The sequence below is a fragment of the Microbacterium ureisolvens genome, from assembly GCF_015278315.1.
In the GTDB taxonomy this organism is placed as follows: Bacteria; Actinomycetota; Actinomycetes; order Actinomycetales; family Microbacteriaceae; genus Microbacterium; species Microbacterium ureisolvens.
Genome location: NZ_JADIJE010000005.1, coordinates 265,676 through 291,532, shown reverse-complemented (window position 1 = coordinate 291,532; position 25,857 = coordinate 265,676). Strand labels below are relative to the sequence as shown.

The 25,857-nt window shown below is 69.4% G+C and carries 22 protein-coding genes; 10 read left to right on the top strand and 12 right to left on the bottom strand.

Translation table 11 applies throughout. The features are described from left to right. Nucleotides 1–94: 94 nt before the first annotated feature. The 3 genes from IM767_RS10560 (at nucleotide 95) to IM767_RS10550 (ending at nucleotide 7,036) form a co-directional block, all read left to right on the top strand. Nucleotides 95–3,301 carry a glycosyl hydrolase gene (locus IM767_RS10560; protein ID WP_239453279.1) on the top strand — a complete coding sequence of 1,069 codons (3,207 nt, stop codon included), beginning with the start codon at nucleotides 95–97 and terminating at the stop codon, nucleotides 3,299–3,301. A gap of 149 nt (nucleotides 3,302–3,450) precedes the next feature. Further along, nucleotides 3,451–4,746: an ABC transporter substrate-binding protein gene (locus tag IM767_RS10555; protein WP_109210313.1), complete on the top strand. Its 1,296-nt coding sequence runs from the start codon at nucleotides 3,451–3,453 to the stop codon at nucleotides 4,744–4,746. Between the two features lie 121 nt (nucleotides 4,747–4,867). Further along, nucleotides 4,868–7,036, top strand: a complete 2,169-nt coding sequence (locus tag IM767_RS10550) for a glycoside hydrolase family 3 N-terminal domain-containing protein (protein ID WP_109210312.1) — start codon at nucleotides 4,868–4,870, stop codon at nucleotides 7,034–7,036. A 1-nt stretch (nucleotide 7,037) separates the two neighbouring features. Here IM767_RS10550 and IM767_RS10545 read toward each other — a convergent pair whose 3' ends face one another. The 5 genes from IM767_RS10545 to IM767_RS10525 are packed head-to-tail and all read right to left on the bottom strand — an operon-like array spanning nucleotide 7,038 to nucleotide 13,190. Continuing rightward, the gene (locus IM767_RS10545) at nucleotides 7,038–8,504 is read right to left on the bottom strand and encodes a family 43 glycosylhydrolase (RefSeq protein WP_109210311.1); all 1,467 of its coding nucleotides are present in this window, start codon (nucleotides 8,502–8,504) and stop codon (nucleotides 7,038–7,040) included. Continuing rightward, nucleotides 8,497–9,483 carry an NAD-dependent epimerase/dehydratase family protein gene (locus tag IM767_RS10540; protein ID WP_109210310.1) on the bottom strand — a complete coding sequence of 329 codons (987 nt, stop codon included), beginning with the start codon at nucleotides 9,481–9,483 and terminating at the stop codon, nucleotides 8,497–8,499. Before IM767_RS10540 ends, IM767_RS10545 begins: the two co-directional genes overlap by 8 nt. Next, a complete protein-coding gene (locus IM767_RS10535; protein ID WP_109210309.1) occupies nucleotides 9,480–10,388 on the bottom strand; it encodes an alpha/beta hydrolase in 909 nt (302 codons plus the stop codon). Before IM767_RS10535 ends, IM767_RS10540 begins: the two co-directional genes overlap by 4 nt. Then, nucleotides 10,381–11,862, bottom strand: coding sequence for a C-glycoside deglycosidase beta subunit domain-containing protein (locus IM767_RS10530; protein WP_109210308.1), 1,482 nt, complete (start codon nucleotides 11,860–11,862; stop codon nucleotides 10,381–10,383). The genes IM767_RS10535 and IM767_RS10530 overlap by 8 nt, the downstream gene beginning before the upstream one ends. Nucleotides 11,863–11,888: 26 nt before the next feature. Beyond that, nucleotides 11,889–13,190 carry a C-glycoside deglycosidase beta subunit domain-containing protein gene (locus tag IM767_RS10525; RefSeq protein WP_109210307.1) on the bottom strand — a complete coding sequence of 434 codons (1,302 nt, stop codon included), beginning with the start codon at nucleotides 13,188–13,190 and terminating at the stop codon, nucleotides 11,889–11,891. A 214-nt stretch (nucleotides 13,191–13,404) separates the two neighbouring features. Between IM767_RS10525 and IM767_RS10520 the strand changes: the two genes are divergently transcribed. Next, on the top strand, nucleotides 13,405–14,358 hold the full coding sequence (locus IM767_RS10520) for a LysR family transcriptional regulator (RefSeq protein ID WP_109210306.1): 954 nt from the start codon (nucleotides 13,405–13,407) through the stop codon (nucleotides 14,356–14,358). 332 nt (nucleotides 14,359–14,690) lie between these two features. On the opposite strand, the gene nrdF is transcribed toward IM767_RS10520, so the two are convergent. The 4 genes from nrdF to nrdH are packed head-to-tail and all read right to left on the bottom strand — an operon-like array spanning nucleotide 14,691 to nucleotide 18,537. Next, nucleotides 14,691–15,665, bottom strand: coding sequence for a class 1b ribonucleoside-diphosphate reductase subunit beta (gene nrdF / locus IM767_RS10515; protein WP_109210305.1), 975 nt, complete (start codon nucleotides 15,663–15,665; stop codon nucleotides 14,691–14,693). Between the two features lie 51 nt (nucleotides 15,666–15,716). After that, nucleotides 15,717–17,870, bottom strand: coding sequence for a class 1b ribonucleoside-diphosphate reductase subunit alpha (gene nrdE, locus IM767_RS10510; RefSeq protein WP_109210304.1), 2,154 nt, complete (start codon nucleotides 17,868–17,870; stop codon nucleotides 15,717–15,719). Continuing rightward, on the bottom strand, nucleotides 17,855–18,301 hold the full coding sequence (gene nrdI / locus IM767_RS10505; RefSeq protein ID WP_194398858.1) for a class Ib ribonucleoside-diphosphate reductase assembly flavoprotein NrdI: 447 nt from the start codon (nucleotides 18,299–18,301) through the stop codon (nucleotides 17,855–17,857). The genes nrdE and nrdI overlap by 16 nt, the downstream gene beginning before the upstream one ends. A 2-nt stretch (nucleotides 18,302–18,303) precedes the next feature. Then, complete coding sequence (gene nrdH, locus IM767_RS10500) at nucleotides 18,304–18,537, bottom strand: glutaredoxin-like protein NrdH (RefSeq protein WP_109210303.1); 234 nt, start codon at nucleotides 18,535–18,537, stop codon at nucleotides 18,304–18,306. Between the two features lie 382 nt (nucleotides 18,538–18,919). Here nrdH and IM767_RS10495 point away from each other — a divergent pair, with 382 nt between their 5' ends. Then, complete coding sequence (locus IM767_RS10495) at nucleotides 18,920–20,128, top strand: MFS transporter (protein ID WP_109210302.1); 1,209 nt, start codon at nucleotides 18,920–18,922, stop codon at nucleotides 20,126–20,128. Between the two features lie 132 nt (nucleotides 20,129–20,260). Here the strand turns inward: IM767_RS10495 and IM767_RS10490 are convergent, their stop codons facing one another. Together IM767_RS10490 and IM767_RS10485 are read right to left on the bottom strand one after the other, a co-directional pair. Continuing rightward, nucleotides 20,261–20,665 carry a pilus assembly protein CpaE gene (locus IM767_RS10490; RefSeq protein WP_109210301.1) on the bottom strand — a complete coding sequence of 135 codons (405 nt, stop codon included), beginning with the start codon at nucleotides 20,663–20,665 and terminating at the stop codon, nucleotides 20,261–20,263. A gap of 26 nt (nucleotides 20,666–20,691) precedes the next feature. Then, nucleotides 20,692–21,048 (bottom strand): DUF7882 family protein, encoded by a 357-nt coding sequence (locus tag IM767_RS10485; protein WP_194398857.1) that lies wholly within the window; start codon nucleotides 21,046–21,048, stop codon nucleotides 20,692–20,694. 131 nt (nucleotides 21,049–21,179) lie between these two features. Here IM767_RS10485 and IM767_RS10480 point away from each other — a divergent pair, with 131 nt between their 5' ends. The 4 genes from IM767_RS10480 to IM767_RS10465 all read left to right on the top strand — a co-directional run bounded on the left by IM767_RS10480 (nucleotide 21,180) and on the right by IM767_RS10465 (nucleotide 24,135). Then, a complete protein-coding gene (locus tag IM767_RS10480) occupies nucleotides 21,180–21,416 on the top strand; it encodes a hypothetical protein (RefSeq protein WP_109210300.1) in 237 nt (78 codons plus the stop codon). A gap of 17 nt (nucleotides 21,417–21,433) precedes the next feature. Further along, nucleotides 21,434–21,931: a MarR family winged helix-turn-helix transcriptional regulator gene (locus IM767_RS10475; protein ID WP_109210299.1), complete on the top strand. Its 498-nt coding sequence runs from the start codon at nucleotides 21,434–21,436 to the stop codon at nucleotides 21,929–21,931. 185 nt (nucleotides 21,932–22,116) lie between these two features. Beyond that, nucleotides 22,117–22,875: an alpha/beta fold hydrolase gene (locus tag IM767_RS10470; protein WP_109210298.1), complete on the top strand. Its 759-nt coding sequence runs from the start codon at nucleotides 22,117–22,119 to the stop codon at nucleotides 22,873–22,875. Nucleotides 22,876–22,962: 87 nt separating this feature from the next. Then, a complete protein-coding gene (locus IM767_RS10465; RefSeq protein ID WP_239453278.1) occupies nucleotides 22,963–24,135 on the top strand; it encodes an acyl-CoA dehydrogenase family protein in 1,173 nt (390 codons plus the stop codon). Nucleotides 24,136–24,149: 14 nt separating this feature from the next. Here the strand turns inward: IM767_RS10465 and IM767_RS10460 are convergent, their stop codons facing one another. Then, nucleotides 24,150–25,286: a serine hydrolase domain-containing protein gene (locus IM767_RS10460; protein WP_162564267.1), complete on the bottom strand. Its 1,137-nt coding sequence runs from the start codon at nucleotides 25,284–25,286 to the stop codon at nucleotides 24,150–24,152. A 50-nt stretch (nucleotides 25,287–25,336) separates the two neighbouring features. Here IM767_RS10460 and IM767_RS10455 point away from each other — a divergent pair, with 50 nt between their 5' ends. Beyond that, entirely contained in the window at nucleotides 25,337–25,855 is a 519-nt protein-coding gene (locus IM767_RS10455; RefSeq protein WP_109210378.1) for a PadR family transcriptional regulator, read from the top strand. The last annotated feature ends 2 nt before the right edge of the window (nucleotides 25,856–25,857 follow it).

The window sequence follows — 25,857 nt, the reverse complement described above, 5'->3', positions numbered from 1 at the left end:
CACTTGTGTCGGAAGCACACATTAGTTCTGGCAATACCGGATATAAGTGGTTCAGGACCCCGCCGCAGGCCGTTCCTCGCGCAGGATGAGGAACGTGGCCGAGTCATCGTCGAGCGCGCCCGAGGGCCTTTCCCTCCTGTGGCAGGACTTCGTCGACCCGCCGGACGAGGCGCGCCCGCGCGCCTGGTGGCACTGGATGGACGGCAACATCGACCCCGCCGGCATCGTGCGGGATCTGACCTGGCTGCACGATGTCGGCGTGCGCGGTGTGCAGCTCTTCGACGGCGGCATGGGGGTTCCCCTCGTCGTGCCCGAGCCGGTGCGGCCGGGAACGGACGCCTGGCACGAGGCGATCCAGACGGCGTCGCGCACGGCGTCCGCCCTCGGCCTCGAGCTCGCGGTCGCGACGTCATCGGGCTGGAGCGCCGCGGGCGGTCCGTGGGTGGAGCCCGGCGACGCCATGAAGAAGCTGGTGTGGTCGGAGTGCGTCATCGACGGCGGCGAGCGCCGCGCCGTCGACCTCCCGCCGCTGCCGGCGGTCGCCGGCACGTTCCAGGACTCCCCTCGCCCCGGCGCCGACTCCCGCGAGCCGTGGGCGGTCGACTGGCGAGTGGTCGCCCTGCCGGCCGCACCGGCGCAGGAGGCGCTCCGGCCGGACCGGGTGCACGGCTCCGCGCCCGTCGACGAGATCGACCGGCTCGTCGACGGCTCGTTCGACAGTGCCGTCTCGCTCCCCCGGGATCCCGACGCGTGGTCCTCGGCGTGGCTCGAGCTCGACTTCGACGAGCCCGTGACGGTCAGCTCGGTCACGCTCGGCCTCCCCGGGCCGCGCGGGTTCGGCGCCGCACCACCGCCCGAGGCGGTGCTGCAGGTGAGCGACGACGGCGATGCCTACCGCGATGCCGTCGCGCTGCCGGCCACAACGGTGTCGGCGAGATCTGCGACGTTCGCCCCGGTCACGGGCCGCCGCTTCCGGCTCGTGCTGTCGGGCGCGAGCGCCGCCGAGGCGCTCCCGCCCGTCGCCGACGGCGTGCGACTGCCCCCGGTGCTCCGCCGCAGCGACGCCTTCCTCGTCTCCGAGTTCGCGCTCCGCACGGGCGCCCGCGTGCACCAGGCCGAGGTCAAAGCGGGCTTCGGTGTGGTCCCCGACTACTACGCGATCGACACGATTCCGGGAACGGATGCTGCGGCCCCCGGCCCGCGCGACGTGCACGACCTCACAGCACACCTCCACGGCGACCGCCTCACGTGGGACGCTCCGCCCGGGCGCTGGCGCGTGCTGCGGATCGGGGCATCCCTCACCGGCCAGACCAACGGACCGGCGCTGCCCGACGCCACCGGACTGGAGGTCGACAAGCTCGACGGCCGCCGCGTCGCGGCGTACCTCGAGCGGCATCTCGAGCGGTTCGCCCCCGGTCGGTACAACGCCCTGCTCAGCGACAGCATCGAAGCCGGGGCGCAGAACTGGACCGACGGGATCCTCGAGCACTTCCGCGAGCTGCGCGGCTACGACCCGACGCCCTGGCTGCCGACGCTCGCGGGGTATCTCGTGGACGGGGCCGAGGCATCCGATCGATTCCTCTACGACTACCGGCGGACGCTCTCGGAGCTGCTCTCGACCGAGTACTACGGAACCCTCTCCGCCGAGGCGCACCGCCGCGGCATGACGTACTACGCGGAAGCGCTCGAGGACGGGCGACCGCAGCTCGGCGACGACCTGGCGATGCGGGCGCACGCCGACGTGCCGATGGGCGCCATGTGGACGTTCGATCCCGAAGCCGGTCCGCGGCCGACGTATGTCGCGGACCTCAAGGGCGCAGCATCCGTCGCGCATGTGCACGGCAGGCGGTGGACGGGCGCCGAGGCGTTCACGAGCTTCGACCGCCCGTGGGCCTCGTCGCCGCGGAGCCTCAAGCACGTCGCCGACCTGCAGCTCGCGCTCGGCGTGACGCGATTCTGCATCCACACGTCGCCGCACCAGCCGTTGACCGCGCCGCCCCCGGGTGTCGCGCTCGCGCCGTTCCTCGGACAGGCGTTCACCGCGAACGAGACCTGGGCGAGCATGGCACGCCCGTGGGTCGACTACCTCGCGCGGTGCTCGGCCGTGCTCTCGTCCGGCGAGCCGGCGGTCGACATCGCCGTCTTCGTCGGCGAGGAGGCACCGGTAACGGGCCTCTACGACGCCGCCTTCGACACGACCGTGCCGGACGGCTTCGACTTCGACTACGTCGGCGCGGACGCGCTGGCGCTGCTGCGGGTGGAGGACGGGGAGCTCGTCGCGCGCGGCGCGCGCTACCGGGTGCTCCACCTCGGCGGCTCGAGTCGGCGCCTGACGAACCAGACGCTGCGCCGGATCGCCGCGCTGCTCGACGCCGGAGCGACCGTCGTGGGCGTGTGGCCGGAGCAGTCGCCGTCGCTCGCCGACGACGATGATGAGTTCACGCGGCTGTGCGACGAGATCTGGGTCCACCCGCGCGCCCGCGGCCGGGTCGTGGCGACGACGAGTCTCGGCGAAGCGCTGGGCACGCTGGGCATCACGCCGCACCTCGAGGTCGTCGGCGCGCGGCTGCGCACCATCGCGCGGGTCGTGGACGGAGAGCGCGTCACATTCCTCGCCAATCCGACCGCTGAGGCGGTGACCGCGCGGATCATCGTGCCCGCCGGGGCGGCGGCACTCAGCGCGTGGGACCCGGTCGCGCTCCGCACGGCGCCGCTGGTCGACGTCGGCGCGGGCGGTGACCGCCGGTCGTTCGAGATCGCACTGGCGCCGTTCGGCTCGGTGTTCGTGATGCCGGGCGGTCACGGCCCGACGGCGGCGATGGGGACCGTCGACCGTCGGACGATCGAGGAAGCGTGGACGCTGGAGCTTCCCGGCCGCCCGCCGGTCGCGCTGCCGGGCGGACCACGCCTGTGGACCGACCTCGACGACGAGGCACGGGCGTTCTCGGGAACGGCGGTCTATCGCACGCGGTTCACGCTGACCCGGCAACCGGACGACCGGCGGATCACGCTCGATCTCGGGCGCGTCGGCGACATCGCCCGGGTGGTCCTCAACGGCGTCGAGTGCGGGATCGCGTGGACTGCGCCGTTCCACGTCGATGTGACCGCAGCGGTGAAGGCGGGCGACAACGCGCTCGAGGTCGAGATCGCGAATCCGTGGCGCAATCGTCTGATCGCCGAGGCATCCGTCCCGACCGGCGAGATCTTCGCGCCGATGACCGAAGTCTTCGAGACGGACGCCGCACCGCTGGCCGCAGGCCTCGCAGGGCCCGTGCTGCTGCTCATCGAGATGACCCACTGACCTGGGCGAAATCGGGGATCACCGAGGCAATTGCCGCACATAAGCATCGCTAATGTCGGAAACCTACATATCGTGCGACGCTTGATGTGCGGCCCCGAGGCCGAGCCAGCAACCCGAGCTGGCGACAACGAAGTCACGAAAGGGTCGAAATGCCACAGCACACAGCCTCCCGGCCTCTCCGGTGGTCGCTTCTGGCGGCTCCCGTCGCCGGAGTCCTCATCCTCGCCGGCTGCTCCGGCGGCGGCGACAGCAGCGGAGACTCCGGCGACTCCGCCGACACGGGATTCACGCTCATGGTCGCCGAGGCGAACGACGCGGACAACTACTACGAGCAGCTCACCGACATGTACACCAAGGAGACCGGCGTTCCGGTCGAGGTGATCCCGTACCCGTCGGACGCGTACAACACGCAGGTCACCACGCAGCTCCAGGCCGGCAACGCCGCCGACGTGATGATCCTCGCCCCCGGCACCGGCCAGCCGATCTCGGTGGTCACGCTCGCCGAAGCGGGCTTCCTCGAGCCGCTCGACGACACCAGCGCGGGCATCATCCCCGCGGGGAGCGAAGCGCAGTACACCGTCGACGACAAGGTCTACGGCCAGCCCACCGCCCTCGCCCCCGTCGGCCTCATCTACAACTCCGCCGGCGCCGAAGAGGTCGGCATCGACGAGTACCCCGCGACGTACGACGACCTGCTGGCCGCCTGCCAGACGGCGCGCGACGGCGGCAAGACCTTCACGGTGCTCGCCGGCGGCGTGCCGTTCAACACCGGCCTGTTCGCCCAGCTCATCTCGGCCACCCGCGTCTACGAGGGCACCCCGGACTGGAACGAGCAGCGTGCGGCAGGCGACGTCACCTTCGCCGACAGCGACGGCTGGCAGGAGACGCTCAACGACATCGTCGAGCTCAACGACACCGGCTGCTTCCAGGACGGTGCCGCGGGCGGCACGTTCGACAACATCACCGCCGGCATCGGCGGCGGCACGGCCCTGACGGCGGCGACGCCCGGCTCGGCTGCGGCGTCGATCGGCGGCGCCACCGGCCTCGACATCACGGTCCAGGCCTTCCCGCCGGCAGACGGCCAGGAGCCGTTCACGCTCGCCTCGGCGAACTACGCCTGGGCGATCAACGCGAAGTCCGACGACGCCGTGAAGACCTCCGCGCAGGACTTCCTCGACTGGGCGGCCCAGCCGGAGCAGGCCAAGACCTACGCCGACCTGGCCGGCTACGTGCCGATCACCGGCGTGACCGCCGACGACTTGCTCCCGAGCTACGCGCCGATCGGCGACCTGCTCGAGTCGGGCGCCTACACGGGTCTGCCGAACGCCAGCTGGCCGAACCCCGCCGTCTACGACGCGCTCGGCGTCGGTGTGCAGGGCCTCTTGACCGGCCAGAAGACGGTCGACCAGGTGCTCGCCGACATGGACGCGGCGTGGGGCAACTGACCCGCTGAGTCCGCAGTGAACGATGCCGCCCGGGGCCCCGCGCCCCGGGCGGCATCGTCATGATCCCCGACCGAATCTCAACTGTGCGGCCCCGCGTGTCGCGCCCCCGAAGGAGCACCAGATGAATCGATCCGCCCGCGTGCAGCGGCTGCTCGCCGAGATGACCCCGGCCGAGAAGCTGGGTCAGCTGCAGATCGTGTTCCGTCCGCGGCACGACGATGCCGCGGAGCTCATCCGGAAGGGTCTCGGCTCGATCTTCTGGCCGCGGTCGGCGGCGGCGACCAACGCGCTGCAGCGGGTCGCGGTCGAAGAGACCCGTCTCGGCATCCCCGTGCTCGTCGGGCTCGACGTCATCCACGGGCAGCGCACGATCGCGCCCGTCCCGCTCGCGCAGGCCGCGAGCTTCGACCCTTCGCTCGTCGAGGAGCTCGCCGCGCTCGCGGCTGCCGAAGCGCGCTCGGGCGGTGTCACGTGGACCTTCTCCCCCATGGTCGACGTGTCACGCGATCCGCGCTGGGGCCGCGTGGTCGAGGGATTCGGCGAGGACGTCCATCTCACTTCGGTCATGGGCCGCGCGATGGTGCGCGGCTACCAGGGCGATGACCTCGCCACCCCACAAGCGATCGCCGCGACCGCGAAGCACTTCGTCGCCTACGGTCAGCCCGAGGGCGGCCGCGACTACAACACGGTCGACGTCTCGGAGCACCGCCTGCGCAATACGTATCTCGAGCCGTTCCGCGCGGTCGTCGACGAAGGCGCGGCCTCGGTGATGGCGTCGTTCAACACCGTCGCCGGTGTGCCGATGCACGCCAACCGGCGGCTGATGACCGGGGTGCTCAAGGACGAGTGGAGGTTCCCCGGCATCGTCGTGGGCGATGCCGAGGGCGTGCGCAATCTGCTTCCGCACGGCATCGCCGAGGATCTGACGGATGCCGCGTCCCAGGCGTTCCGAGCCGGGCTCGACGTCGAGATGGGCGGCGCCCCTTCGGAGGTCGCCGACGCCCTGCTCTCAGCGATCGACCCCGCGCGCCTCGACGACGCCGTCGCACGCGTGCTCGCGCTCAAGGAGTCGCTCGGTCTCTTCGACTCTCCATACGGGAGCGACGGGGACGAGCTGACCGCCCCGGCCGACGCGGGGCGAGCGCTCGTACGGCGCGCCGCCGCGCGGTCGTCGGTGCTGCTCAAGAACGACGGGACGCTGCCGCTCGGCGCACCCGCGCGCGTGTTGCTGACGGGCCCTTACGCCGACTCGACCGATCACCTCGGCGCCTGGACGCAGTCCTTCGGCGCGGATGCAGGGACCGTCGCCGGTGAGTTCGCCGCACGACGCCCCGACGTCGATCTGCGGGTCGTCCCCGGCGTCGACTTCCTCGGAGAGGACGCATCCGGCATCGCGGACGCCGTCGCAGCCGCCCGGGCCAGCGACGTCGTCGTGGTGCTCGCCGGTGAGCCCAGCGCGCTGTCGGGCGAGGCCGCCTCCCGCAGCGACCTGCGCCTGCCGGGCCGCCAGGAGCAGCTGATCCGCGAGATCGCCGCCACCGGCGTCCCGTTCGCCGTTGTCCTCGAGACGGGACGCCCGCTGGTCGTCTCGGACTGGATCGACCTCGCGGGAACGGTCGTCGTCGCCTGGCACGGCGGCACCGAGGCCGCCGCCGCGATCGTCGACGTGCTGCTGGGCGACGCCGATCCCGCCGGACGTCTGCCGATGTCGTGGCCGCGGTCCGTCGGGCAGATCCCGATCCACTACGCGCACGAGAAGACCGGGCGCCCAGCGACGACGGGAGGGTCGCTCACCACCGAGACGGCCGACATCGGCCTGCACGGCCCCGCGAACGTGCAGGACAAGTACACCTCGAAATACCTCGATCTCGAGCTCGGTCCGCAGTTCCCCTTCGGCCACGGCTCGGGCTATGCGACCGTCGCGCACGCTCCGGCGACGCTGTCCGCTTCCTCGATCAGCGGCGCCGAGCTCGACGCCGGCGCGACGCTGTCACTGTCGCTCGAGGTCGCTAACACCTCGGCGCGCACTGGCGACGAGGTCGTCCAGGTCTACGTCGAGGATGTCGTCGCGAGCGTCGCGCCTCCGGTCCGCCGGCTCGTCGCTTTCGAGCGCCGGACCATCGAGCCCGGCCGCACCGCGGTGTTCGAATTCGGGATCGGCCGCGAACAGCTCGGCTTCTGGGCTGTGGATGCTGCGCCCCCGGCGTTCGTCGTGGAGCCCGGCCTCTTCCGCCTGCACATCGGTGCGACGCTCGCCTCGACCCAGGCCGTCGAGCTGCGGGTCGTCTGAGTCAGCGCAGGGGCCGGTAGCGGAAGTCGCGGAACCGCACCGTCCCCGCGCCGGCCGCGTAGAGCGCCGGGCGCAGGCTCAGCAGGTCGCCCATGGTGTTGGCGTGGTATCCCGATGTCTCGTAGCGGATCGCATGACGCACCCACTCCCCGCCGGGCTCTCGGTACCAGCCCGTGACGATGTGCTCGTCGTTGCGGATCCGCAGCTGCAGACGACCTACGGCAGGCGCCGGCTCGCGCCAGTGCGTGACGTGCCCGCCCGAGTAGCTCCGCATCCGTTCCCCGTCGATCCCCATCCCGCAGAACAGCCGGTCGTTGAAGAACAGCAGCAGGCCACCTTCGGCCCCGTCGATCTCGACGTCGACCTCGACCTCGTACGAGTGGTCGCCGACGACGAGGGCGAGCGGCGACGTGTCCCCGGGCCCCGCCCCCTTGCCCGCGAGCACGAGACCGTCGTCCAGCGTGAGGCGCGCGGCCTCCCGGGGCGAGGGGGCATGGAAGGTCCACCGCTCACCGAGACGCAGATCGGCGAAGTCGTCGTCGAACCCGCGGGACGGGGAGGGGACGGATGCCGCGGCCGGGGCATCCAACTCGCCTCCGATGTCATCCAGAGCGGCGGCCGGCCAGCCGTCCTCGGTCCACGCGATGGGCTCGAGCAGGATCTGGCGACCGAGCGTGCGATACCCGTTCTCGTAGCCGTGCGACACCATCCACCAGCGGCCGTCGCCGGCGGGGAGGATCGTCGCGTGCCCGCGCGACCACCACTTCTCGGCGGCGTCGTGCGTGCGCGCGACGGGGTTATGGGGACTGTTCTCCCAGGGCCCGTGGACCGAGCGGGAGCGCGCCACGATGACCATGTGCCCGGTCGGCGGACCGCCGGTACCGCCGACGGCGCTCACGAGATAGAACCACTCACCGCGGCGGAAGAGCTTCGGACCTTCGAGTGCGTACGCCTCAGTGATCCACTCGTCGGGGTAGCGCCAGCCGTCGTAGACCTGCTCCAGCTCACCGACGGTCGCGAGGCCATCGTCCGTCAGGGCGATGCGGCGGATGCCGTTGACGAAGAGGTACCGCTTGCCGTCCTCGCCCACGACGTGGCCCGGGTCGATCGCCCACCGGATGCCCAGGTCGATCGGGTCCGACCAGGGGCCTTCCATCGAGTCGGCGTGGATGACGAAGATCGCGGGCGCGTCGAGTGCCGACCAGGGCGCGGGGATGAACGGGATGTAGATGAAGAAGCGTCCGTCCACCTCGGCGATGTCGACCGCGAACGTGCTGCCGAGCGGCTCGGCGAGCGCCGAGCCCGCGTAGGTCCAGTTCACGAGGTCGGGCGATCGATAGAGCAGGAGCCCCGGCGCCGACTCGAACGACGAGTACGTCATCCAGTACTCGTCGCCCACTTTGATGACGGCGGGGTCGGGGCGGTCTCCGCCGAGGACGGGGTTGATGAAGGTGGGCCGCTCAGCCATGGGTCGCACTCCTCGCCACGTCGCGCTGCGCCGCGATGATCCTGTCTTCGAGGTCGTCGGTCTCCTCACCCAGGCCGTGGGCGTCGATGTACTCGACGGTCGCGGCCAGACCCTGCTCGACCGTCACCGATGGGACGAACTCGGGGATGTCGCGCTGCACCTTCTCCGCGCTGAAGAGCATGTTGTGGGCGAACACGCTCGTCGCGAAGAGGAAACGCTGCCGGTCGACAGTCTCAAGCACCTGCGCGGGAACGCCGACCTGCTCGACCTCGCGTCCCACGACGCGCATCGCGGCCGCGTGGAACTCCTCCCACGTCGTGTGCTGCGGGTGCACGAGGTGGTACGTCTGACCGACGCAGTGTTCCTTGCCCAGCGCTCCGACGAACGCGAGCGCGGCGTCGTCGACGTGGAGGAGGTGGTGCGTCGCACGCCCGTCGCCGACTTTGATGATGGGCTTGCCGGCGCGCATCCGTGACACCCAGGTGCTGTCGATCCCGATCTGACGCAGCGCGCGGCGTGGGCCGTACGTCGTCGAGGGGCGCATGATCGTCACGGGGAACCCCGAACCGTAGTGGGCCTCGAGCAGCACGCGCTCGGCGTCGGCCTTCGCCGCGGCGTAGGGCACGGACGGCCTCGCGGGGTGGTCTTCGGTCACGGGCAGCCAGTCGAAACGCTCGCCGAGCACGGTCACCGTCGAGGTGTGGACGACGTGCCCGACGTCACGGAACGCGCGGATGCTCGACCGCACGTCGGCCGGCGTGAACGCGATCACGTCGATCGCCGCGTCGAACCGGCCCGCCTGGACCGCGGACTCGAACCGCTCCTCGTCGTGGCGGTCGACGACGATCGTCTCGACGCCCTCTGGGGCGACGGCAGTCGTGCCGCGATTGACGCAGGTGACGTCGTGTCCTTCGTCGAGGAGCCGCCGCACGATGCTTGTGCTGATGTTGCCCGTGCCGCCGACCACGACGACCTTCATCCGCGTGACCGCATCCAGTCCGCGATCGCCTCGACGGTCGGCAGCGCGGTCGGATCGGCGGGCTCGTTGATGTGGCCGTGGTCGGCGCCGGCCTCCAGGCGGAGGGTGACGTCGATCCCGGCACTATCCAACTGCCGTGCGAAAGCCTCACCCGACGGACGCAGATCGTCGGATTCGCACACCAGCACGAACGTCCGCGGGAAGCCGTCGACCGGCCCGAGAGCGGCGAAAGCGTGCGGATCGCCGAGCGCCTCGACGGAGCCCGCGAAGTTCAGTGCGAGGGCACCGTGCGGAGAGTCGGGATCGAGTTCCGCCGAGGCCGCCGGGCCGTTGGGGTGCACGACCGGGTAGACGAGCACGAGCCCGGCGGGCACCCGGTCGCCGGCGTCCCGCAGTCGCGCGACCGCTCCGGCGGTCAGATTGCCGCCCGCGCTGGCTCCACCGAGATACAGGCTGACGGTGCCGAACAGCTCCCCCGCGTGCGCGACCGCGTGACGCCAGGCGGCGAGCACGTCGTCCGAGGGCGCGGGGAAGTGCACCTCACCGAGGCACTTGACGTAGTCGACCGCGAGCACCGGGATGCCGCGCGCCGCGAGCTCGAGCGCGACCCAGTTCGACTCCGGCATGTCGAGGTGGCCGCCGATGAACGCGCCGCCGTGCACCCAGACGAGGGCACGACCCGATGCCTCGGCCGAGGCATCCGTGTACAGCCGCGCCGGCACCGCGCGGGCGTCCCCGTCGATCGAGACGTGGCGCGTCTCGACGTTCGCGAGGCGGGGGAAGCGGCGCTTCAGCGACTCCGTGTCGATGTCGGGGCGCGGGTCGGCCGGCTCGCCCTGCGCACGGAACATCCGCAGCACCTCGGAGAGCGGCAGCGTGCGGAAGTCGATTTCGGTGTCAGACATGGGCCGCCTGCACGGCGCGCATCGAGGCGCGGATGAGGTCGTGCTGGCGGCGCACGAGCAGCAGCGGGTCGACCTCGCCGAGCTCGGCGAACGCGTGACCCTCCCACTCGCTCGACCAGTAGCCGCGGTAGCCGCCCTCGACGAAGACCCGCACGAGCTCGGGGTAGTCGATGGCCGGCTCCTGGCCGTTCTCGTCGATGTCGTAGAACTTCGCGTGCACGTGCTTGATCTGCGGCATGATGTCGGCCCACTCGCGCGGGTCGACGTGGCCGTGCATGTTGAAGGCGAGGTGCGCGAACGAGCCGAGGCGGCCCGGGTCGAAGTCGCGGCCCTTCAGGTAGCCGATGAACTCCTGCTGCCGCTCCTGCATGGTCGCGTCGGTCGCCCAGATGCGCTGCAGCTCGGCGAGCGCGTCGTCATCCAGGCCCGCGCGCTGCACGGCGCGCAGCAGCGTCGGCGACATGCTGTGCATCGTCGACGAGAAGTCCGCGACGAACCCGAGCAGCGGCGAGTCGAGCTCGGCGTAGGTGTCGCGCACCTTCAGGATCGGCTCGGCGTTCGGCCCCATCGGCGCGTGGATCTCGTACGCCAGCTGCAGGTCGAGGCGCTCCGCCACCGGCAGCAGCCGGCGCAGCAGCTCGGGCTTCGCAGACTGGATGCGCACCAGTGGGAACCCGAGCTTCTTCGCCCCCTGGAACATGAGCTCGCTGAACTCGAACTCCTCGTCCGGCGTCATGTCGCGGTCGCGCCGACGGCCCATGTCGAGGTTCGCGCCGAACGAGCTCGCGTCGAAGCCGTGCTTGTCGAACGCGGCGCGCCACTGCTCGACGAAGTCGTCCGACACCACCGGGTACGTCGGCAGCACCTGCGAGGCGACGATCTCGATGCCGGGACCGATGCCGAGCTCGGCCACGCGGTCGAGCAGGCCGTCGAAGTCGTACCAGCCCGCGCGGAACTCGGCACTCGCCGAGTACAGCGTGAGGCCGAGCTTGAAGGGGTCGTCCTCCGACGCCGGCGGCGGAGGCGCGATGTAGGTCGCGGTCGCCAGGGGCGCAGCATCCGTGTCCGTCACCATCAGCGTGAAGGACTGGCGCACGATGTTCGGCACGTACATGCCGGGCCCGCCGTCCTGGCCGGGCATGATCTGCATGTATGGCAGGCGCAGCTCACCGAAGATCTCGACCTGGTGCTGCTCGCCGAGCGCGACGGGCTGGTCGAGACGTGCGACGAGGAGCGGATGCTGCTGCAGGAACCAGAGCGTCTCGCTCTGCTGCGACAGCTCGGCGATGGCGTAGCGCGTGCCGTCGATCTCGAAGGCCAGGTCGTCCGTGGCGATCTCGACGCCGTCGACGGTGAGGCGGAGCGTCGAGACGGACGAGAGCCACAGGCTCCGGTACCAGGGGATGGTGAGCTTCAGCGCGAGGCCGTCCGGGTGCGGGCGGAGGCTGTCTTCAGCGATGAATCCGTTGGGCATGGTTCTCTCCGGTTTCGGGCGGCTCGTCAGAGGGTGGAGGCGATGGAGCGGATGAGGGAGTGCTGTCGGCGCACCTGCTCGATCGAGCGCCAGGGGATGCGGTCACCCTCGTACTCGCTCGAGAGGTAGCCGGTGTAGCCGGCGTCCTTCAGGGCGCGGAGCACCGGCTCCCACGGGATCTGCTGGTCTTCGAGGTTCTCGTCGATGTCGTGGAACTTCGCCTGGATGAAGACGACGTACTTCGCGATGTCGGCGATGTCGGCGGGGTCGACCGCGATGCCGTCGAGGAACGCCGGGCGGCGGCCGGGCAGCTCTCCGGGCTTCAGCGGGATGGGCCGGTCCTGGAAGATGCCGGTGTCGAGCAGCAGCCCGAAGTGCTTCGTTCCGGTGCGCTCGATGAGGCCGATGTAGTCGTCGACGACCTCGTGCTTGATGGGGGTCGGCGAGTGGATCTCGGGGCAGATGACGACATCGAGTTCGGCCGCGAGGTCGAGCGAGCGCTCGACGGACTCGGTCCAGATGGGGTGCGGGATGAGGTCGCTCGAGACGACGCCGATCTTGGGCCGCACGAAGCGGAACCCCAGCCGCTTCGCGAGACGGAGGTCCCGCTGCAGCATCGCGGCTCCCTCGGCTGCCGTGAGGTCACGCGCGTTCGCGCCGCTGGAGTGCAGGCGTGTGTCGATCCACGAGCCGTAGTTCGTCGGCTCGAGGGAGTACTTCTCGAGCAGCGCGAACCAGCGGTCGATCCACTCGGTCGTGGGCTCGGGGTACCGCTCGATGTGGCCCTCGCCGAGGATCTCGACACCGGTCGCTCCGACGTCGGCCACGGCGGCGAGCGCCGTCTCGAGGTCCATCACCGTGCCGAAGTCGGTCATGAAGCTGTAGAGGCTGACGCCGTACTTGAAGGGGCCGCCGTCCTCCGAGGAGGTGAGGGTGATGTGCCGCGAGACCTCGTACGTCGAGGGCTGGTGCTCCTGGGGGATGTACGACATGCGCAGGCGCAGCTGGATCGAGACCTCGTGCGTGCCCTCGGGAAGCCCGCCCGGGTGCGGCACCGTGACGATCGCCGCTTCCTCGAGGGGCCAGCGCACGCCCTCCGAGTCCCACAGCTCCTGCAGCGAGTACGTGCGACCGGCGAAGGTCCACAGCGGCACGTCGGCGGGGACGTCGACGAGGTTCCCTACGCGGACTGCGACGCCGTCGATGAGGGATGCGGCCATGCCGCGGTACGACGGCATGCGCAGACGGAACTGGAAGCCGGTGGTCTCACCCCCTTCGCGCACATTGCGGAAGCCGACGGACTGGATGAGATCTCTCTCGAGAAGCATCGATGCTCGCTCTCTGGGTCGGGACCGCGCTGTCGCGGGCCGGGAGTCCCTTCGAGAGTATCAGCGTTAGGCGTGATTTAGACATAAGTAAGTCTGATGCGCGCATAATCGCGACACCGTCCGCGCATCGTTGCGAACGATGCCACCTCCCCGCCACATAGATTGCACGGATACACTGGGCCGAGGCATCCCGAACCCGGAGGAGCACACCGTCGTGTCCGATCAACCGCTGCTCTCCCGCCTCGATCTGAACCTCCTGGTCGCCCTCGACGCGCTGCTCACCGAGCGGAGCGTGACGCGCGCGGCCGAGCGACTGCACCTGAGCCAGCCCGCGCTCAGCGCCTCGCTCGCGCGGCTGCGTACGCACTTCAACGACCAGATCCTCGCCCGCCGCGGCAACACCTACGAGCTCACTCCGCTCGCCCTGCGCCTCACCGAGCACACGACGACGGCGCTCGAGGCCGCGCGCCGCGTGTTCGAGAGCCAGGCGACGTGGAGTCCGCGGGACTCGACCCGCGAATTCTCGATCTACGGCTCCGACTATGGCTTCGCCACCATCGGCAGCGAGGTGTCGCGCCTCGCGGCGGAGGCCGCACCCGGCGTGCGCTTCCGCTTCATGCTGCACAACCCGGCCATCGTCGACGACGCCCTCAACCGGCTGCGCTCCGCCGACGGCATGGTGATCCCGCACGGCTACCTCGTCGACCTCCCGTACGCCGATCTCTGGCGGGACGGCTGGGTGGTCGTGGCCTCCGAGTCGAACGAGCAGGTGGGAGACGAGCTCACGATGGACGTGCTGGGCGCCCTGCCGTGGGTCTTCACCTACCAGTCGCGCACGGCCTTCACCTCGGCGGCCCGCCAGCTGCAGCAGCTGGGCATCGAGCCGCACATCGAGGCGGTCGTCGAGAGCTTCCTCGCGCTGCCGCACTTCATCGCCGGCACCAACCGCCTCGGCCTGATCCAGGCGGGCCTCTCCCACGTCGCCGAATCCGTCCCGGGCGTGCGCACGCTGGAAGCCCCCTTCGACGCGACGCCCGTCGTAAACGCTTTGTGGTGGCACCCCGTCCACGGCCGCGACCCCGAGCACGCCTGGATGCGCGGCATCTTCGAACAGGCCGCAGCATCCGTGGCGAATCGCCCGACGGCCGTCGTGAGCGTGCCGGCATGATCCCGCCCCCGATCTGACCGAGCACCCGGCCGATGCTCCTTGCTTGAGGCGGCGCCGCGGTCCCTACTCCCGGGAGACCGCTCCGAGACCTCGACCTTGGGTCGTCCGCCTCGACGGCTTCGCTAACGGTCGCAACGGCGCTGTCGGCGACGTTCGAAGTTCCGGCCAAATGCGCGCGCGCTTCGGCCTCGCTTTCAATCGTCGCCGACAGACGCCGAGGGAAGTCGGGTCAAATCTCTCGATTCTGCGCGACCCGCACTGCAGGAGCGCCTAATCGGGTTCTCCTACACCAGAGATCCTGAGTAAATATTGGCTCTGATCAGGGATTTTTCTCAGAAGTCCCAGTCCTCGTCCTCGGTGGCCTCGGCCTTGCCGATCACGTAGGACGAGCCCGAGCCCGAGAAGAAGTCGTGGTTCTCGTCGGCGTTCGGCGACAGGGCCGACAGGATCGCCGGGTTCACGTCGGTCACGGTCGAGGGGAACATCGCCTCGTAGCCCAGGTTCATGAGGGCCTTGTTGGCGTTGTAGTGCAGGAACTTCTTGACGTCCTCGGTGAGGCCGACGCCGTCGTAGAGGTCCTGCGTGTACTGCACCTCGTTGTCGTAGAGCTCGTACAGCAGCGAGAAGGTGTAGTCCTTGATCTCGTCGCGCTTGGCCTGGTCGACCGTCTCGAGTCCGCGCTGGAACTTGTAGCCGATGTAGTACCCGTGCACGGCCTCGTCACGGATGATGAGGCGGATGAGGTCGGCCGTGTTGGTGAGCTTGGCGCGGCTCGACCAGTGCATCGGCAGGTAGAAGCCCGAGTAGAACAGGAACGACTCGAGCAGGGTCGAGGCGACCTTGCGCTTGAGGGGCTCGTCGCCGCGGTAGTACTCCATGACGATCTGAGCCTTCTTCTGAAGGTTCGGATTCTCGACCGACCAGCGGAACGCCTCGTCGATCTCCTTCGTCGAGCACAGCGTCGAGAAGATCGACGAGTACGACTTCGCGTGCACCGACTCCATGAACGCGATGTTGGTGTAGACGGCCTCCTCGTGGGGCGTGATCGCGTCGGGGATGAGCGACACCGCCCCCACCGTGCCCTGGATCGTGTCGAGGAGCGTCAGCCCCGTGAACACGCGCATCGTGAGGGTCTGCTCCTCGGGGGTGAGCGTGTTCCACGACTGGATGTCGTTGGACAGCGGCACCTTCTCGGGCAGCCAGAAATTGTTCACGAGGCGGTTCCACACCTCGAGGTCCTTATCGTCCTGGATGCGGTTCCAGTTGATGGCCTGGACGTGGTCCAGGAGCTGGAGCTTCTCGCTCATCGTTCTCTCTCTTCGCGTTTCGTCTCGCCGCGCTCGCTCAAGGACCGGTGATCACAGAGTGCAGCTGACGCACTCGGTCATGTCCGTGCCCTCCAGCGCCATCTGGCGGAGGCGGATGTAGTAGATCGTCTTGATGCCCTTGCGCCAGGCGTAGATCTGGGCCTTGTTGATGTCGCGCGTGGTGGCGGTGTCCTTGAAGAACAGCGTCAGCGACAGACCCTGGTCGACGTGCTGCGTGGCGGCAGCGTACGTGTCGATGACCTTCTCGTAGCCGATCTCGTACGCGTCCTGGTAGTACTCCAGGTTGTCGTTCGTCATGAACGCCGCCGGGTAGTAGACGCGGCCGAGCTTGCCTTCCTTGCGGATCTCGATCTTCGCCGCGATCGGGTGGATCGACGACGTCGAGTTGTTGATGTACGAGATCGAGCCGGTCGGCGGCACCGCCTGCAGGTTCTGGTTGTAGATGCCGTGCTGCTGGATCGAGGCCTTCAGCGCGCGCCAGTCGTCCTGGGTGGGGATGTGGTGACCGGCGAACATCTCCTTGACCTTGTCGGTCGCCGGCGCCCACTCCTGGTCGATGTACTTGTCGAAGAACTCCCCCGACGCGTAGGTCGAGTCGGCGAAGCCGTCGAACGTCTCACCGCGCTCGATCGCGATCTTGTTCGACGCCGTCAGCGCGTGGAACAGCACCGAGTAGAAGTAGATGTTCGTGAAGTCGACGCCCTCTTCCGACCCGTAGTAGACGTGCTCGCGCGCCAGGTAGCCGTGGAGGTTCATCTGCCCGAGGCCGATCGCGTGGGAGCGGTCGTTGCCGTCCTCGATCGAGCGGACCGAGCGGATGTGGCTCTGGTCGCTGACCGCGGTGAGCGCGCGGATGCTGGTGTCCACCGTCTTCGCGAGATCGCCGCCGTCCATCGCCAGGGCGATGTTGAGCGAGCCCAGGTTGCACGAGATGTCCTTGCCGATCTGGTTGTACGACAGGTCCTCGTTGAACGTGGTGGGCGTGTTGACCTGCAGGATCTCCGAGCACAGGTTGGACATGTTGATCCGGCCCTTGATCGGGTTGGCCTTGTTCACCGTGTCCTCGAACATGATGTACGGGTAGCCCGACTCGAACTGGATCTCGGCGAGGGTCTGGAAGAACTCGCGCGCGTTGATCTTCGTCTTCTTGATGCGCGGGTCGTCGACCATCTCGCGGTACTTCTCGGTGACCGAGATGTCGCCGAACGGCACGCCGTAGACGCGCTCGACGTCGTACGGGGAGAACAGGTACATGTCCTCGCCGTTCTTGGCGAGCTCGAACGTGATGTCGGGGACGACGACGCCCAGCGACAGCGTCTTGATGCGGATCTTCTCGTCGGCGTTCTCGCGCTTGGTGTCGAGGAACCGCATGATGTCGGGGTGGTGGGCGTTGAGGTACACCGCGCCGGCACCCTGACGCGCGCCGAGCTGGTTGGCGTACGAGAAGGAGTCTTCGAGGAGCTTCATCACGGGGATGATGCCGCTGGACTGGTTCTCGATCTGCTTGATCGGCGCACCCGACTCGCGGATGTTCGACAGCAGCAGGGCCACGCCGCCGCCGCGCTTGGACAGCTGCAGCGCGGAGTTGATGCCGCGAGCGATGGACTCCATGTTGTCTTCGATGCGCAGCAGGAAGCACGAGACGAGTTCACCGCGCTGCGCCTTGCCCGCGTTGAGGAACGTGGGCGTCGCAGGCTGGAAGCGGCCCGAGATGATCTCCTCCACCAGCGCGGTGGCGAGCTTCTCGTCGCCGTCGGCGAGCGCGAGGGCGGTCATGACGACGCGGTCCTCGAAGCGCTCGAGGTAGCGCTTGCCGTCGAAGGTCTTGAGCGTGTAGCTCGTGTAGTACTTGAACGCGCCGAGGAACGTCTCGAAGCGGAACTTCTTCGAGTAGGCGAGGTCGTTGAGCTTCTGGATGTACTCGAACGAGTACTTCTCGAGCACGGCGCCCTCGTAGTACTCCTTCTCGACGAGGTAGTCCAGGCGCTCCTTGAGGGAGTGGAAGAACACCGTGTTCTGGTTGACGTGCTGCAGGAAGTACTCCCGCGCCGCGCGCTTGTCGGCGTCGAACTGGATCTTGCCGTTCGCGTCGTAGAGGTTGAGCATCGCGTTGAGGGCGTGGTAGTCCATGCCCTCGAAGCGCGCCTCCGTCTTGAAATCGGTCTCCGTCAGAGTTCCCACCATCGTTCCAATCCCGCGCTCACGCGTTCCACATCTTCAGGCGTGCCGAATACCTCTAGCCGGTACAAGTGCGGCACGTGACACTTGCGGCTGATGATGTCGCCGGCGATGCAGAAGTGCTCGCCGAAGTTGGTGTTCCCCGCGGAGATGACTCCGCGGATGAGGCTGCGGTTGCGCTCGTCGTTGAGGAACCGGATGACCTGCTTCGGAACGGCGCCCTTCTCGACTCCCTTGCCCTGGCCTCCGCCATAGGTGGGTGTCACAAGGACGTACGGCTCGTCGACCACGAGCGCCGGATCCGTCGAATGAAGCGGAATCCGGACCGCTCGGGCGCCGAGCTTCTCGATGAACCGTGCGGTGTTGCCCGACACGCTCGAGAAGTAGACCAGCAGCGGCGCGTCCGTCGCGACGCGCTGCGTCACGACCGCCGACATGGTCAGGCCAGACGCGACGCGAGCTCGTCGATCTTGTCGGGACGGAAGCCCGACCAGTGGTCCTCATCGGTGATGACGACCGGCGCCTGGAGGTAGCCCAGGGCCTTCACCTGCTCGAGGGCCGCGGGGTCCTGCGAGAGGTCGTGGATCTCGTACTCGATCCCCTTGGAGTCGAGTGCTCGATACGTCGCCGTGCACTGCACGCACGCGGGCTTCGTGTAAACCGTGATCGCCATGTCGATTCCGTCTCCTCAGTGCTTCCCCCGGTGGCATCCGGTGTGTTTTCCGGCAGTCCCCCCACCGGGAGTCCAATACTACATATGGGTACCGACATTCGTTAGCACCACAAGGGCTAGTAGTTACATCGGTGTGATTTTCCACCGCTCTCCCCATGTACAACACAGGTTCTCCACCGATTCATCCACAGCCGGCGAACCCTGGAAAACACCTGAATCGCGCCGCTTTCAGACGCCACGGCCGCGTCCGTCCACAGCCGGCACGGTACTCGGGGCCGTCGACATCGGATTCGCCTGTGGACAACGCCTTCGGCGTGTCGTCGGCGTGTCGTGCGGAAGGGCGTCGTGCGGGGCGCATCGAGCGGTGACGTAACGTTGTCGCGTGGCCGGCTACCGGGAACTTCTGCGCACCCCCGGTGTCGCCCGCATCATCGCGGCGCAGCTGACCGCACGCTTCCCGAACGGGATGATCAGCCTGGTGATCCTCCTCCACATCGAGGGGATCACCGGCTCCTATGGCGCGGCCGGCGTCGTCCTCGCGGCGGTCTCGATCGGCCAGGCTCTCGCCGGGCCCGTGACGAGCCGCTGGATGGGCCGGTGGGGCATGCGCAGGGTGCTGACCCTGACGACCGCCGTGGCCGCGGCATCCCTCTCGGCGATCGCCCTGCTCGTGGCTCCGGTACCCGTCTACATCGTGCTCGGCTTCATCGCCGGCGCCGCGACGCCGCCGATCGTGGCGGCGGTGCGCACCATCTACGCGAAGATGGTCAACTCCACCCAGCTGACGGCGCTGTACTCGCTGGACGCCTCATTGCAGGAGTTCATCTGGATCCTGGCGCCGGTGCTCATCACCTTCGTCGCGACCCAGGCCGGCACCGTCGTGGGACTGATGCTCGTCGTGGTGATCCTGGTGGGCGGCGGCGCATGGTTCATCCTGTCGCCCGAGGTGGGGCGCGTGCGCATCCCGCGCAGCAAGCGCTCGTTCGGGAAGGTGCTCACGCGGCCGCCGATCCTGCTGGCGACGGTGATCGGGTTCCTGCTCATCGGGTCGTTCGCCGCCGTCGAGGCCAGCGTCGTGGCGACCTTCGACCACGGCGGCCTCGAGGCAGGGCTCGTGCTCGCGGTCTTCTCGATCGGCAGCCTCGCCGGCGGCCTCACCTTCGGGCACCTGCCGATGGGCCGCTGGGCGATGGCGCGACGGCTGACCGTGGTGGCGCTGGGGCTCGCACTCACCGCCCTCTGGATCAACGTCTGGTGGATCGGCGCGACGCTCTTCGTCGCCGGCATCGGGATCGCTCCGGCCCTGGCGGTGCTGTCGGCGGTCACGACCGCGAGCGTCAAGTTCAGCGACACCGCCGAGGCGTTCGGATGGGTGGGAACAGGCCAGCTCATCGGCGCGGCCGTCGGCTCGGCGGTCGCCGGATTCCTCATCGACGGCCCGGGCGGCGTCACCGCGGCGTACGCCTCGGCCGCGGTGTTCTGCGGTCTGGGGCTCGTGGTGGCGGTCGTGTTCGCGCGCGGCCTGCCCGACCTCCGGGTGCGGGGAGCGAGCCCGATCCCCGACACCGAGCCGGTGCCCACGATCGGCTGACCCAGGATCAGCCGACGCCGGAGCAGCAGCACCGCGATCAGCCGACGCCGGAGCAGCAGCACCGCGATCAGCCGACGCCGGAGCGTCGGCACGAGGATCAGCCGAGCCGGAGCGGCGGACCGCCGCCACGCGTCACGATAGGCGGCGCAGCAGCTCCAGCAGACCCAGGGCGTACGCGTCGGCGGGCTCGGGGTGCTCGAAGACCTTCCGCTCGCCGCCCACGACGATCTCGACCTCGTGCGTGTCAGGAAGCCGCCGGAGCGCCCGGAACGCACCCCGGAGCAGCTCCCGCAGCTGGTGCTCGTGGGGCAGCCACAGCGCATCCTCCAGCGCGACTGAGTCCAGGGCCCACTCCGTCGTGCCGTTGAAGGCCAGGATGCGTCCGGTGGGGTATTCGCGCGGCTCGATGGTCATCTCGCTCACCGTGAAGACATCCGCTTCGAATTCCGGCTCATCGAGCTGGAACCGGTCGCCCGAGCGTGGATGCCACACCAGGCCGGCTTCACGCAGGGCGAGGGCCAGCTCCGTCGAGATCACCAGTCCATCTTCCCCCGCCGGGAGCGTCAGGCGGCGACCGCGGTGATCGGCGGAGCCTCGCCCGAGTGCGCCTCGCGCGCCTCCTGGTCGCCCCACTCGAGCACGATGCCGCGGCTCGACATGGCCTCGTCGGCGAGGTCGCGAAGGTACTGGCGGTCGAGCGCCTCGGGCTCGGGGCCGTCGAAGACGAAACGCAGCGGGATGGAGGGCTGCATCCACACCGACGTACGCGCCTCTTCCGCCCCCTCGCCGCTGTGACGCCAGGTCAGCATGAAGCACTCCCCTCGGCGAAGCTTCGTCGCCGCGACCACCTTCACGTGCGCGAGCACGTGGTCGGGGATCTCGGCCGGCCGGGGGTCCGCTCCGTAGTACAGGTAGGCCATCTCTGTTCCTCCTCCATGCTCAGGGTTGGCATATAGGCCAACATCTGTCAATCCCAGTGAATATGTATCACAGCTGTTGTGTAATCCACTAGCCGTCACATCATGTTGCGGAGTAGGGTAGGGAGAAGGCAATGACGATGATCGAAGGCGTCGCGGAACGCACCAGGGCGAGCGAGACTCTCGCGATCTGGCACGAAGTCGACAGCGGCTTCTGGGTGGGCAACACGGACGGGGCGTTCCTCGGCTCGATCGAACGGCTCGCGCGCGGACGCTTCCTCGCTCGAGACGCGCTGAATCGGATCGTGGGCGAGTACGCCGGACTCGGGTACGCACGCCGAGCCGTCGCCGAGCGAGCACTCATGGAATGAAGACCGGGGAGGGACGAATGCCCCAGAACGTCGTACGACACGAAGGCGAGCACCTGTACGCCGCGCAGCCACGATCGGAGGCCGGCAGGCAGCTGAGCGAGGCCATCCTCCACCTCCGGCGCGCGGAGCGCAGCCAGTCCGAGCGGGCTCTGCGCACGTCGGGCCTGTCGAGCATGGACCTCACCGCGCTGCGCTACCTCGTACAGGGCCTTCGCGACGAACGCGACCTGGGCCCGAAGGACCTCATCGTCATGCTCGACACCTCCAGCGCGACCGTCACGAACGTCGTCGAGCGGCTCGTCGCCCGCGGCTACGTGACACGCACGCAGCACCCGACGGATCGACGCGCCCACTTCCTCGTGCCTACGGCCGAGGCCGTCCGCCGGATCGACGACGCGTTCGGCGCCCACCACTCCGCCATCGTCGGCGTGATCGACGGCCTCCCCGACGACGAGGCCGAGTGCGCCGCGACAGTCCTGGGCAAGATCGCCGACGCTCTCGACACCGTCGGGTGAACCAGCCCGCCGCGCACCCCCACCGCCGTCGACGAACCAGCCCGCCACGCACCCCACCGCCGTCGGCTGAGGCCGGCCTGCCGCGCCACGGTCGCCCCCGTCGGGATCGCGCCAACCGCCGCGCACATCCTGCCGTGCGCCGCAGGCCGCCGCGAGGCCCAGCCCATCGCACCTAGGCTGAGCGCATGCCCTCCCCCGTGACCCTTCCCCGCCTGTCGTGGGGCGCTGCCGACGCCGGCCGTCGCGCGCTCCTCATCCACGGCCTCGGCTCCAACGGCGCACTGATGTGGCGCTACGGCGTCGCCCTCGCCGACGCCGACTGGCGGGCGGATGCCGTGGATCTGCGCGGGCACGGAACCGCTCCGCGAACGCTGGACTACACCTTGGCGGCGTACGCGGGCGACGTGGCGGCGACCCGGCCCGACGACGGCGGCACGTGGGACCTCGTGATCGGCCACTCGCTCGGGGGCGCGGCATCCGTCCTCGCCGCCGCAGGCGATGCGGCGTGGACCCGTCGCCTCATCCTCATCGACCCGGCCATCGCGCTCACCGAACGCGACCGCGACATCGTCCGCGACAGCCAGACGCGCTCGTTCGACGACCCTTCGCAGGGCGCCGTGCGGGCCGAGCACCCGCACTGGCACCCGCAGGACGTCGAGCTCAAGGCGCTGTCGGCGCAGCAGGCGAGCCGTTGGGCGGTGGAGCAGACGAGTGCGCAGAACCTGCGCTGGGACGTGACGGATGCCGCGCTCCGCCTCTCCGTTCCCACCCACGTCATCGCGTCCGACCCTGCGGTGTACTCGATCTTCCGTGGGAAGCCCGCCGAAGCCGCGGTCGCACCCAACCCGGCCTTCACACTGTCGGTCATCACGGGCGCCGGGCACTCCCCGCACCGTGACAAGCCCGAAGCGACGATCGACGCCCTGCTGGCCGCGCTGGACTGACCGCCGCTTCCGGTCCGTCGCCGTCGCCGGCGAGCACGTGCAGAATTCCAGAGCGCGATGCTCGCACCGGCGCGCAAGAATGGCGGGGTGACCCCCTTCGATCCAGCCGAGATCCTCCCCGACGAGCTGCTCGAACGCTTCCGCAGCCGCGCAACCGTCCACGACCGGGAGAACACCTTCCCCGACGACGACCTGGCCGACCTGAAGGCCGCCGGCTACCTCGCCATCCTCGTGCCCGAGAGCCTCGGCGGGCGGGGGCTCGGCCTGGCCGAGGCATCCGTCCTCCAGCAGCGGCTCGCGGGCGCCGCTCCCGCGACGGCCCTCTCGATCAACATGCACCTGGTCTGGACCGGCGTGGCCAAGGTGCTCGCCGATCGAGGGATCGACGCGCTGCGCTTCGTGCAGGAGGGTGCGGCCGCCGGCGAGGTCTTCGCCTTCGGGATCAGCGAGGCGGGCAACGACCTCGTGCTGTTCGGGAGCGGGACGGATGCCGCGCCCCTCCCCGACGGCGGCTACGCGTTCACCGGCACCAAGATCTTCACGTCGCTCGCGCCGGTGTGGACGCAGCTGGGGCTGCACGGCCTCGACACCTCGTCAGAGGACGCGCCGCGGATGGTCTACGCCTTCGTCCCGCGCTCGGAGGTGCAGACGGGGCGCGTCGTGGTCCGCGACGACTGGGACACCCTCGGCATGCGCGGCACGCAGTCGCGCACGACGGTGCTGCAGGACGCGGTGGCACCGGCCGACCGGGTGGTGCGGCGACTCGCGCCGGGCCCCAACCCCGATCCGCTCGTGTTCGGCATCTTCAGCGTCTTCGAGCTGCTGCTGGCCTCGGTGTACACCGGCATCGCGCGGCGCGCGCTCGACCTCGCGGTCGCCGCGGCCGCCCGGCGCACGTCCAAGCGCACCGGCAAGGCGTACAGCCAGGACCCCGACATCCGCTGGCGCATCGCCGACATGGCGCTCGCCTACGACGCGCTCCCCCCGCAGATCGACGCGCTCGCTCGCGACGTCGACGCGCTCACAGACCACGGCGCCCGCTGGTTCTCGCTCCTCGCGGGCGTCAAGCATCGCGCCGTCACTGCGGCCAAGACGATCGTCGACGACGCCGTGCTCGTCGCGGGCGGCTCGTCGTACTTCTCAGCGAACGAGCTCAGCCGCCTCTACCGCGACGTGCTCGCCGGCCTCTTCCACCCCTCCGACCCCGAGTCGGCGCACTCGACCGTCGCGACCGCGTGGCTCGGCCCGATCGAGGACTGAGGCGACCAGGAACATCAGCCGCGCAGCGCCCGCACGAGCAGCTGCATGAGACGGATGTGCAGGCGGAAGCTGCGGACCATCTCGCGGGTCGAGTGCATGTTGATCGCCAGATGGATGCCGAGCTCGGGTGCCGTGAAGGCGTGGACCGCCGTCACACCGAGGTGACCGACCGGGCGGGGCAGGCCGCGCAGGAACGGCGAGAAGCCCTGGTAGCGCAGCTGCATCGCGCCGGCGCCGTAGCGGATGCCGGGACGGAACCGGTGCCGCGCGTCGGTCATGACCGCGCGATCCGCGGAGCTCAGCAGGCCACCGTCGGTCCATGCCGTGGTGAATCGCACGAGGTCGTCGAGTGTCGTCACGACTCCCCCGCCACCCCAGTCGCAGCTGAGCGCCCGCCGGTGGGCGAGGTCGAGCGAGCCCAGCCGGATGGGGGCGATGTCGAGCGCGACACCGGGATCGGGATCGGTCGAAGGCTCACCCCCGGGCAGGGTATGGAACAGCAGGCACGAGTCGGCCATGCCCGCGGGAGCGAAGACGCCCTCACCGCCCGTGCCGTGCAGCTGCGCGCCGAGGGGCGCGCCGCCCGTCACCTCGATCACGCGCCCCAAGAGCACGTAGCCGGTGTCGGAGTACGAGAACCGGCGTCCGGGCTCGGCGACCGGTCGCTGATGGTCGCGGGTGAAGGCCAGCAGGTCGCGCGGGGTCCACAGCCGGTCGGGCTCTGCGTCGAGCAGCCGTGCAAACGACGGCGACCCGCTCGTGCGGCCGGAGAAGTAGTCGGCGACACCGCTCGTGTGCTCGATGAGGTGCCGGGGCGTCACGCGAGCGGCGTGATCGTGACCGTCGCGGACGAACAGACCGCGCCAGTCGTCCGCGGGCAGCAGCGCGGTGAGCGGTGCATCGAGATCGAGTCTTCCGGTTGCCGCGAGCTGGAACGCCCGGGTCGCCGTCATGGTCTTGCCCACGCTCGCAGCGTGGAAGCGGCGCGAGCGCTCCCCCGAGACGAACTCGAACCCGGGCGCCTTCACCAGCACCTGAGGGGCAGGCAGCTGCGGCCGGCGCCGGCCGGCGGCGTCGACCGCACGGCGCATCGCCGCGCCGAGGCGCTCGGGCTCGACGACCGTGCGAAGATCGGTCACAACCTCACTCATGGACATACCCCCTAGATATAACTCCTAGATATATAGCACCGGGAGGTGTGGTGCAACAGGTCATCCTCGGGCTGCTCATCCTGCACGGCCCGCTCTCGCTGTACGCGGTGCAGCGGCACTTCCAGCAGGGGGTCTCGCTCTTCTACAGCGCCAGCTTCGGCAGCATCCAGCGTGCGCTGAAGCAGCTGGCCGCGCTGGGGTATGCGACGGTGACGGATGCCGCGTCCGACGCCCGCGGCACCAAGCCGTACACCGTGACCGACGCCGGGCGCCAGGCGTGGCGAGACTGGATGGTCTCCCCGGTGGCAGGAGCAGACGCCGAGACGACGATGCTCGCCCGGGTGTTCTTCCTCGGGCTGCTCCATCCGCAAGAGCGCGGCCCGGTCCTCGACGCGCTCCGGTCCCGCATCGACACCGACCTCGCCGAGCTCGAAACGGTGGCCCGATCGATCGACGCCGGTGAGATCCCGGCACAGTATGCCGACGTGTTCCGGTTCCAGCGTGCGACGCTGGATTACGGCATCCGCTCCCATCGCCTCGCCAGAGACTGGCTGGAGGACCTCCGATGACA

Excerpts from the sequence above, each read along its gene's own strand:
- IM767_RS10460 (WP_162564267.1), bottom strand. The coding sequence starts at position 25,286 with ATGAGTGAGGTTGTGACCGATCTTCGCACGGTCGTCGAGCCCGAGCGC.
- IM767_RS10540 (WP_109210310.1), bottom strand. The coding sequence starts at position 9,483 with ATGAAGGTCGTCGTGGTCGGCGGCACGGGCAACATCAGCACAAGCATC.
- nrdH (WP_109210303.1), bottom strand. The coding sequence starts at position 18,537 with ATGGCGATCACGGTTTACACGAAGCCCGCGTGCGTGCAGTGCACGGCG.
- IM767_RS10545 (WP_109210311.1), bottom strand. The coding sequence starts at position 8,504 with ATGGCTGAGCGGCCCACCTTCATCAACCCCGTCCTCGGCGGAGACCGC.
- IM767_RS10480 (WP_109210300.1), top strand. The coding sequence starts at position 21,180 with ATGACGATGATCGAAGGCGTCGCGGAACGCACCAGGGCGAGCGAGACT.
- IM767_RS10475 (WP_109210299.1), top strand. The coding sequence starts at position 21,434 with ATGCCCCAGAACGTCGTACGACACGAAGGCGAGCACCTGTACGCCGCG.
- nrdF (WP_109210305.1), bottom strand. The coding sequence starts at position 15,665 with ATGAGCGAGAAGCTCCAGCTCCTGGACCACGTCCAGGCCATCAACTGG.
- nrdE (WP_109210304.1), bottom strand. The coding sequence starts at position 17,870 with ATGGTGGGAACTCTGACGGAGACCGATTTCAAGACGGAGGCGCGCTTC.
- nrdI (WP_194398858.1), bottom strand. The coding sequence starts at position 18,301 with ATGTCGGCGGTCGTGACGCAGCGCGTCGCGACGGACGCGCCGCTGCTG.
- IM767_RS10535 (WP_109210309.1), bottom strand. The coding sequence starts at position 10,388 with ATGTCTGACACCGAAATCGACTTCCGCACGCTGCCGCTCTCCGAGGTG.
- IM767_RS10530 (WP_109210308.1), bottom strand. The coding sequence starts at position 11,862 with ATGCCCAACGGATTCATCGCTGAAGACAGCCTCCGCCCGCACCCGGAC.
- IM767_RS10485 (WP_194398857.1), bottom strand. The coding sequence starts at position 21,048 with ATGGCCTACCTGTACTACGGAGCGGACCCCCGGCCGGCCGAGATCCCC.
- IM767_RS10555 (WP_109210313.1), top strand. The coding sequence starts at position 3,451 with ATGCCACAGCACACAGCCTCCCGGCCTCTCCGGTGGTCGCTTCTGGCG.
- IM767_RS10470 (WP_109210298.1), top strand. The coding sequence starts at position 22,117 with ATGCCCTCCCCCGTGACCCTTCCCCGCCTGTCGTGGGGCGCTGCCGAC.
- IM767_RS10550 (WP_109210312.1), top strand. The coding sequence starts at position 4,868 with ATGAATCGATCCGCCCGCGTGCAGCGGCTGCTCGCCGAGATGACCCCG.
- IM767_RS10525 (WP_109210307.1), bottom strand. The coding sequence starts at position 13,190 with ATGCTTCTCGAGAGAGATCTCATCCAGTCCGTCGGCTTCCGCAATGTG.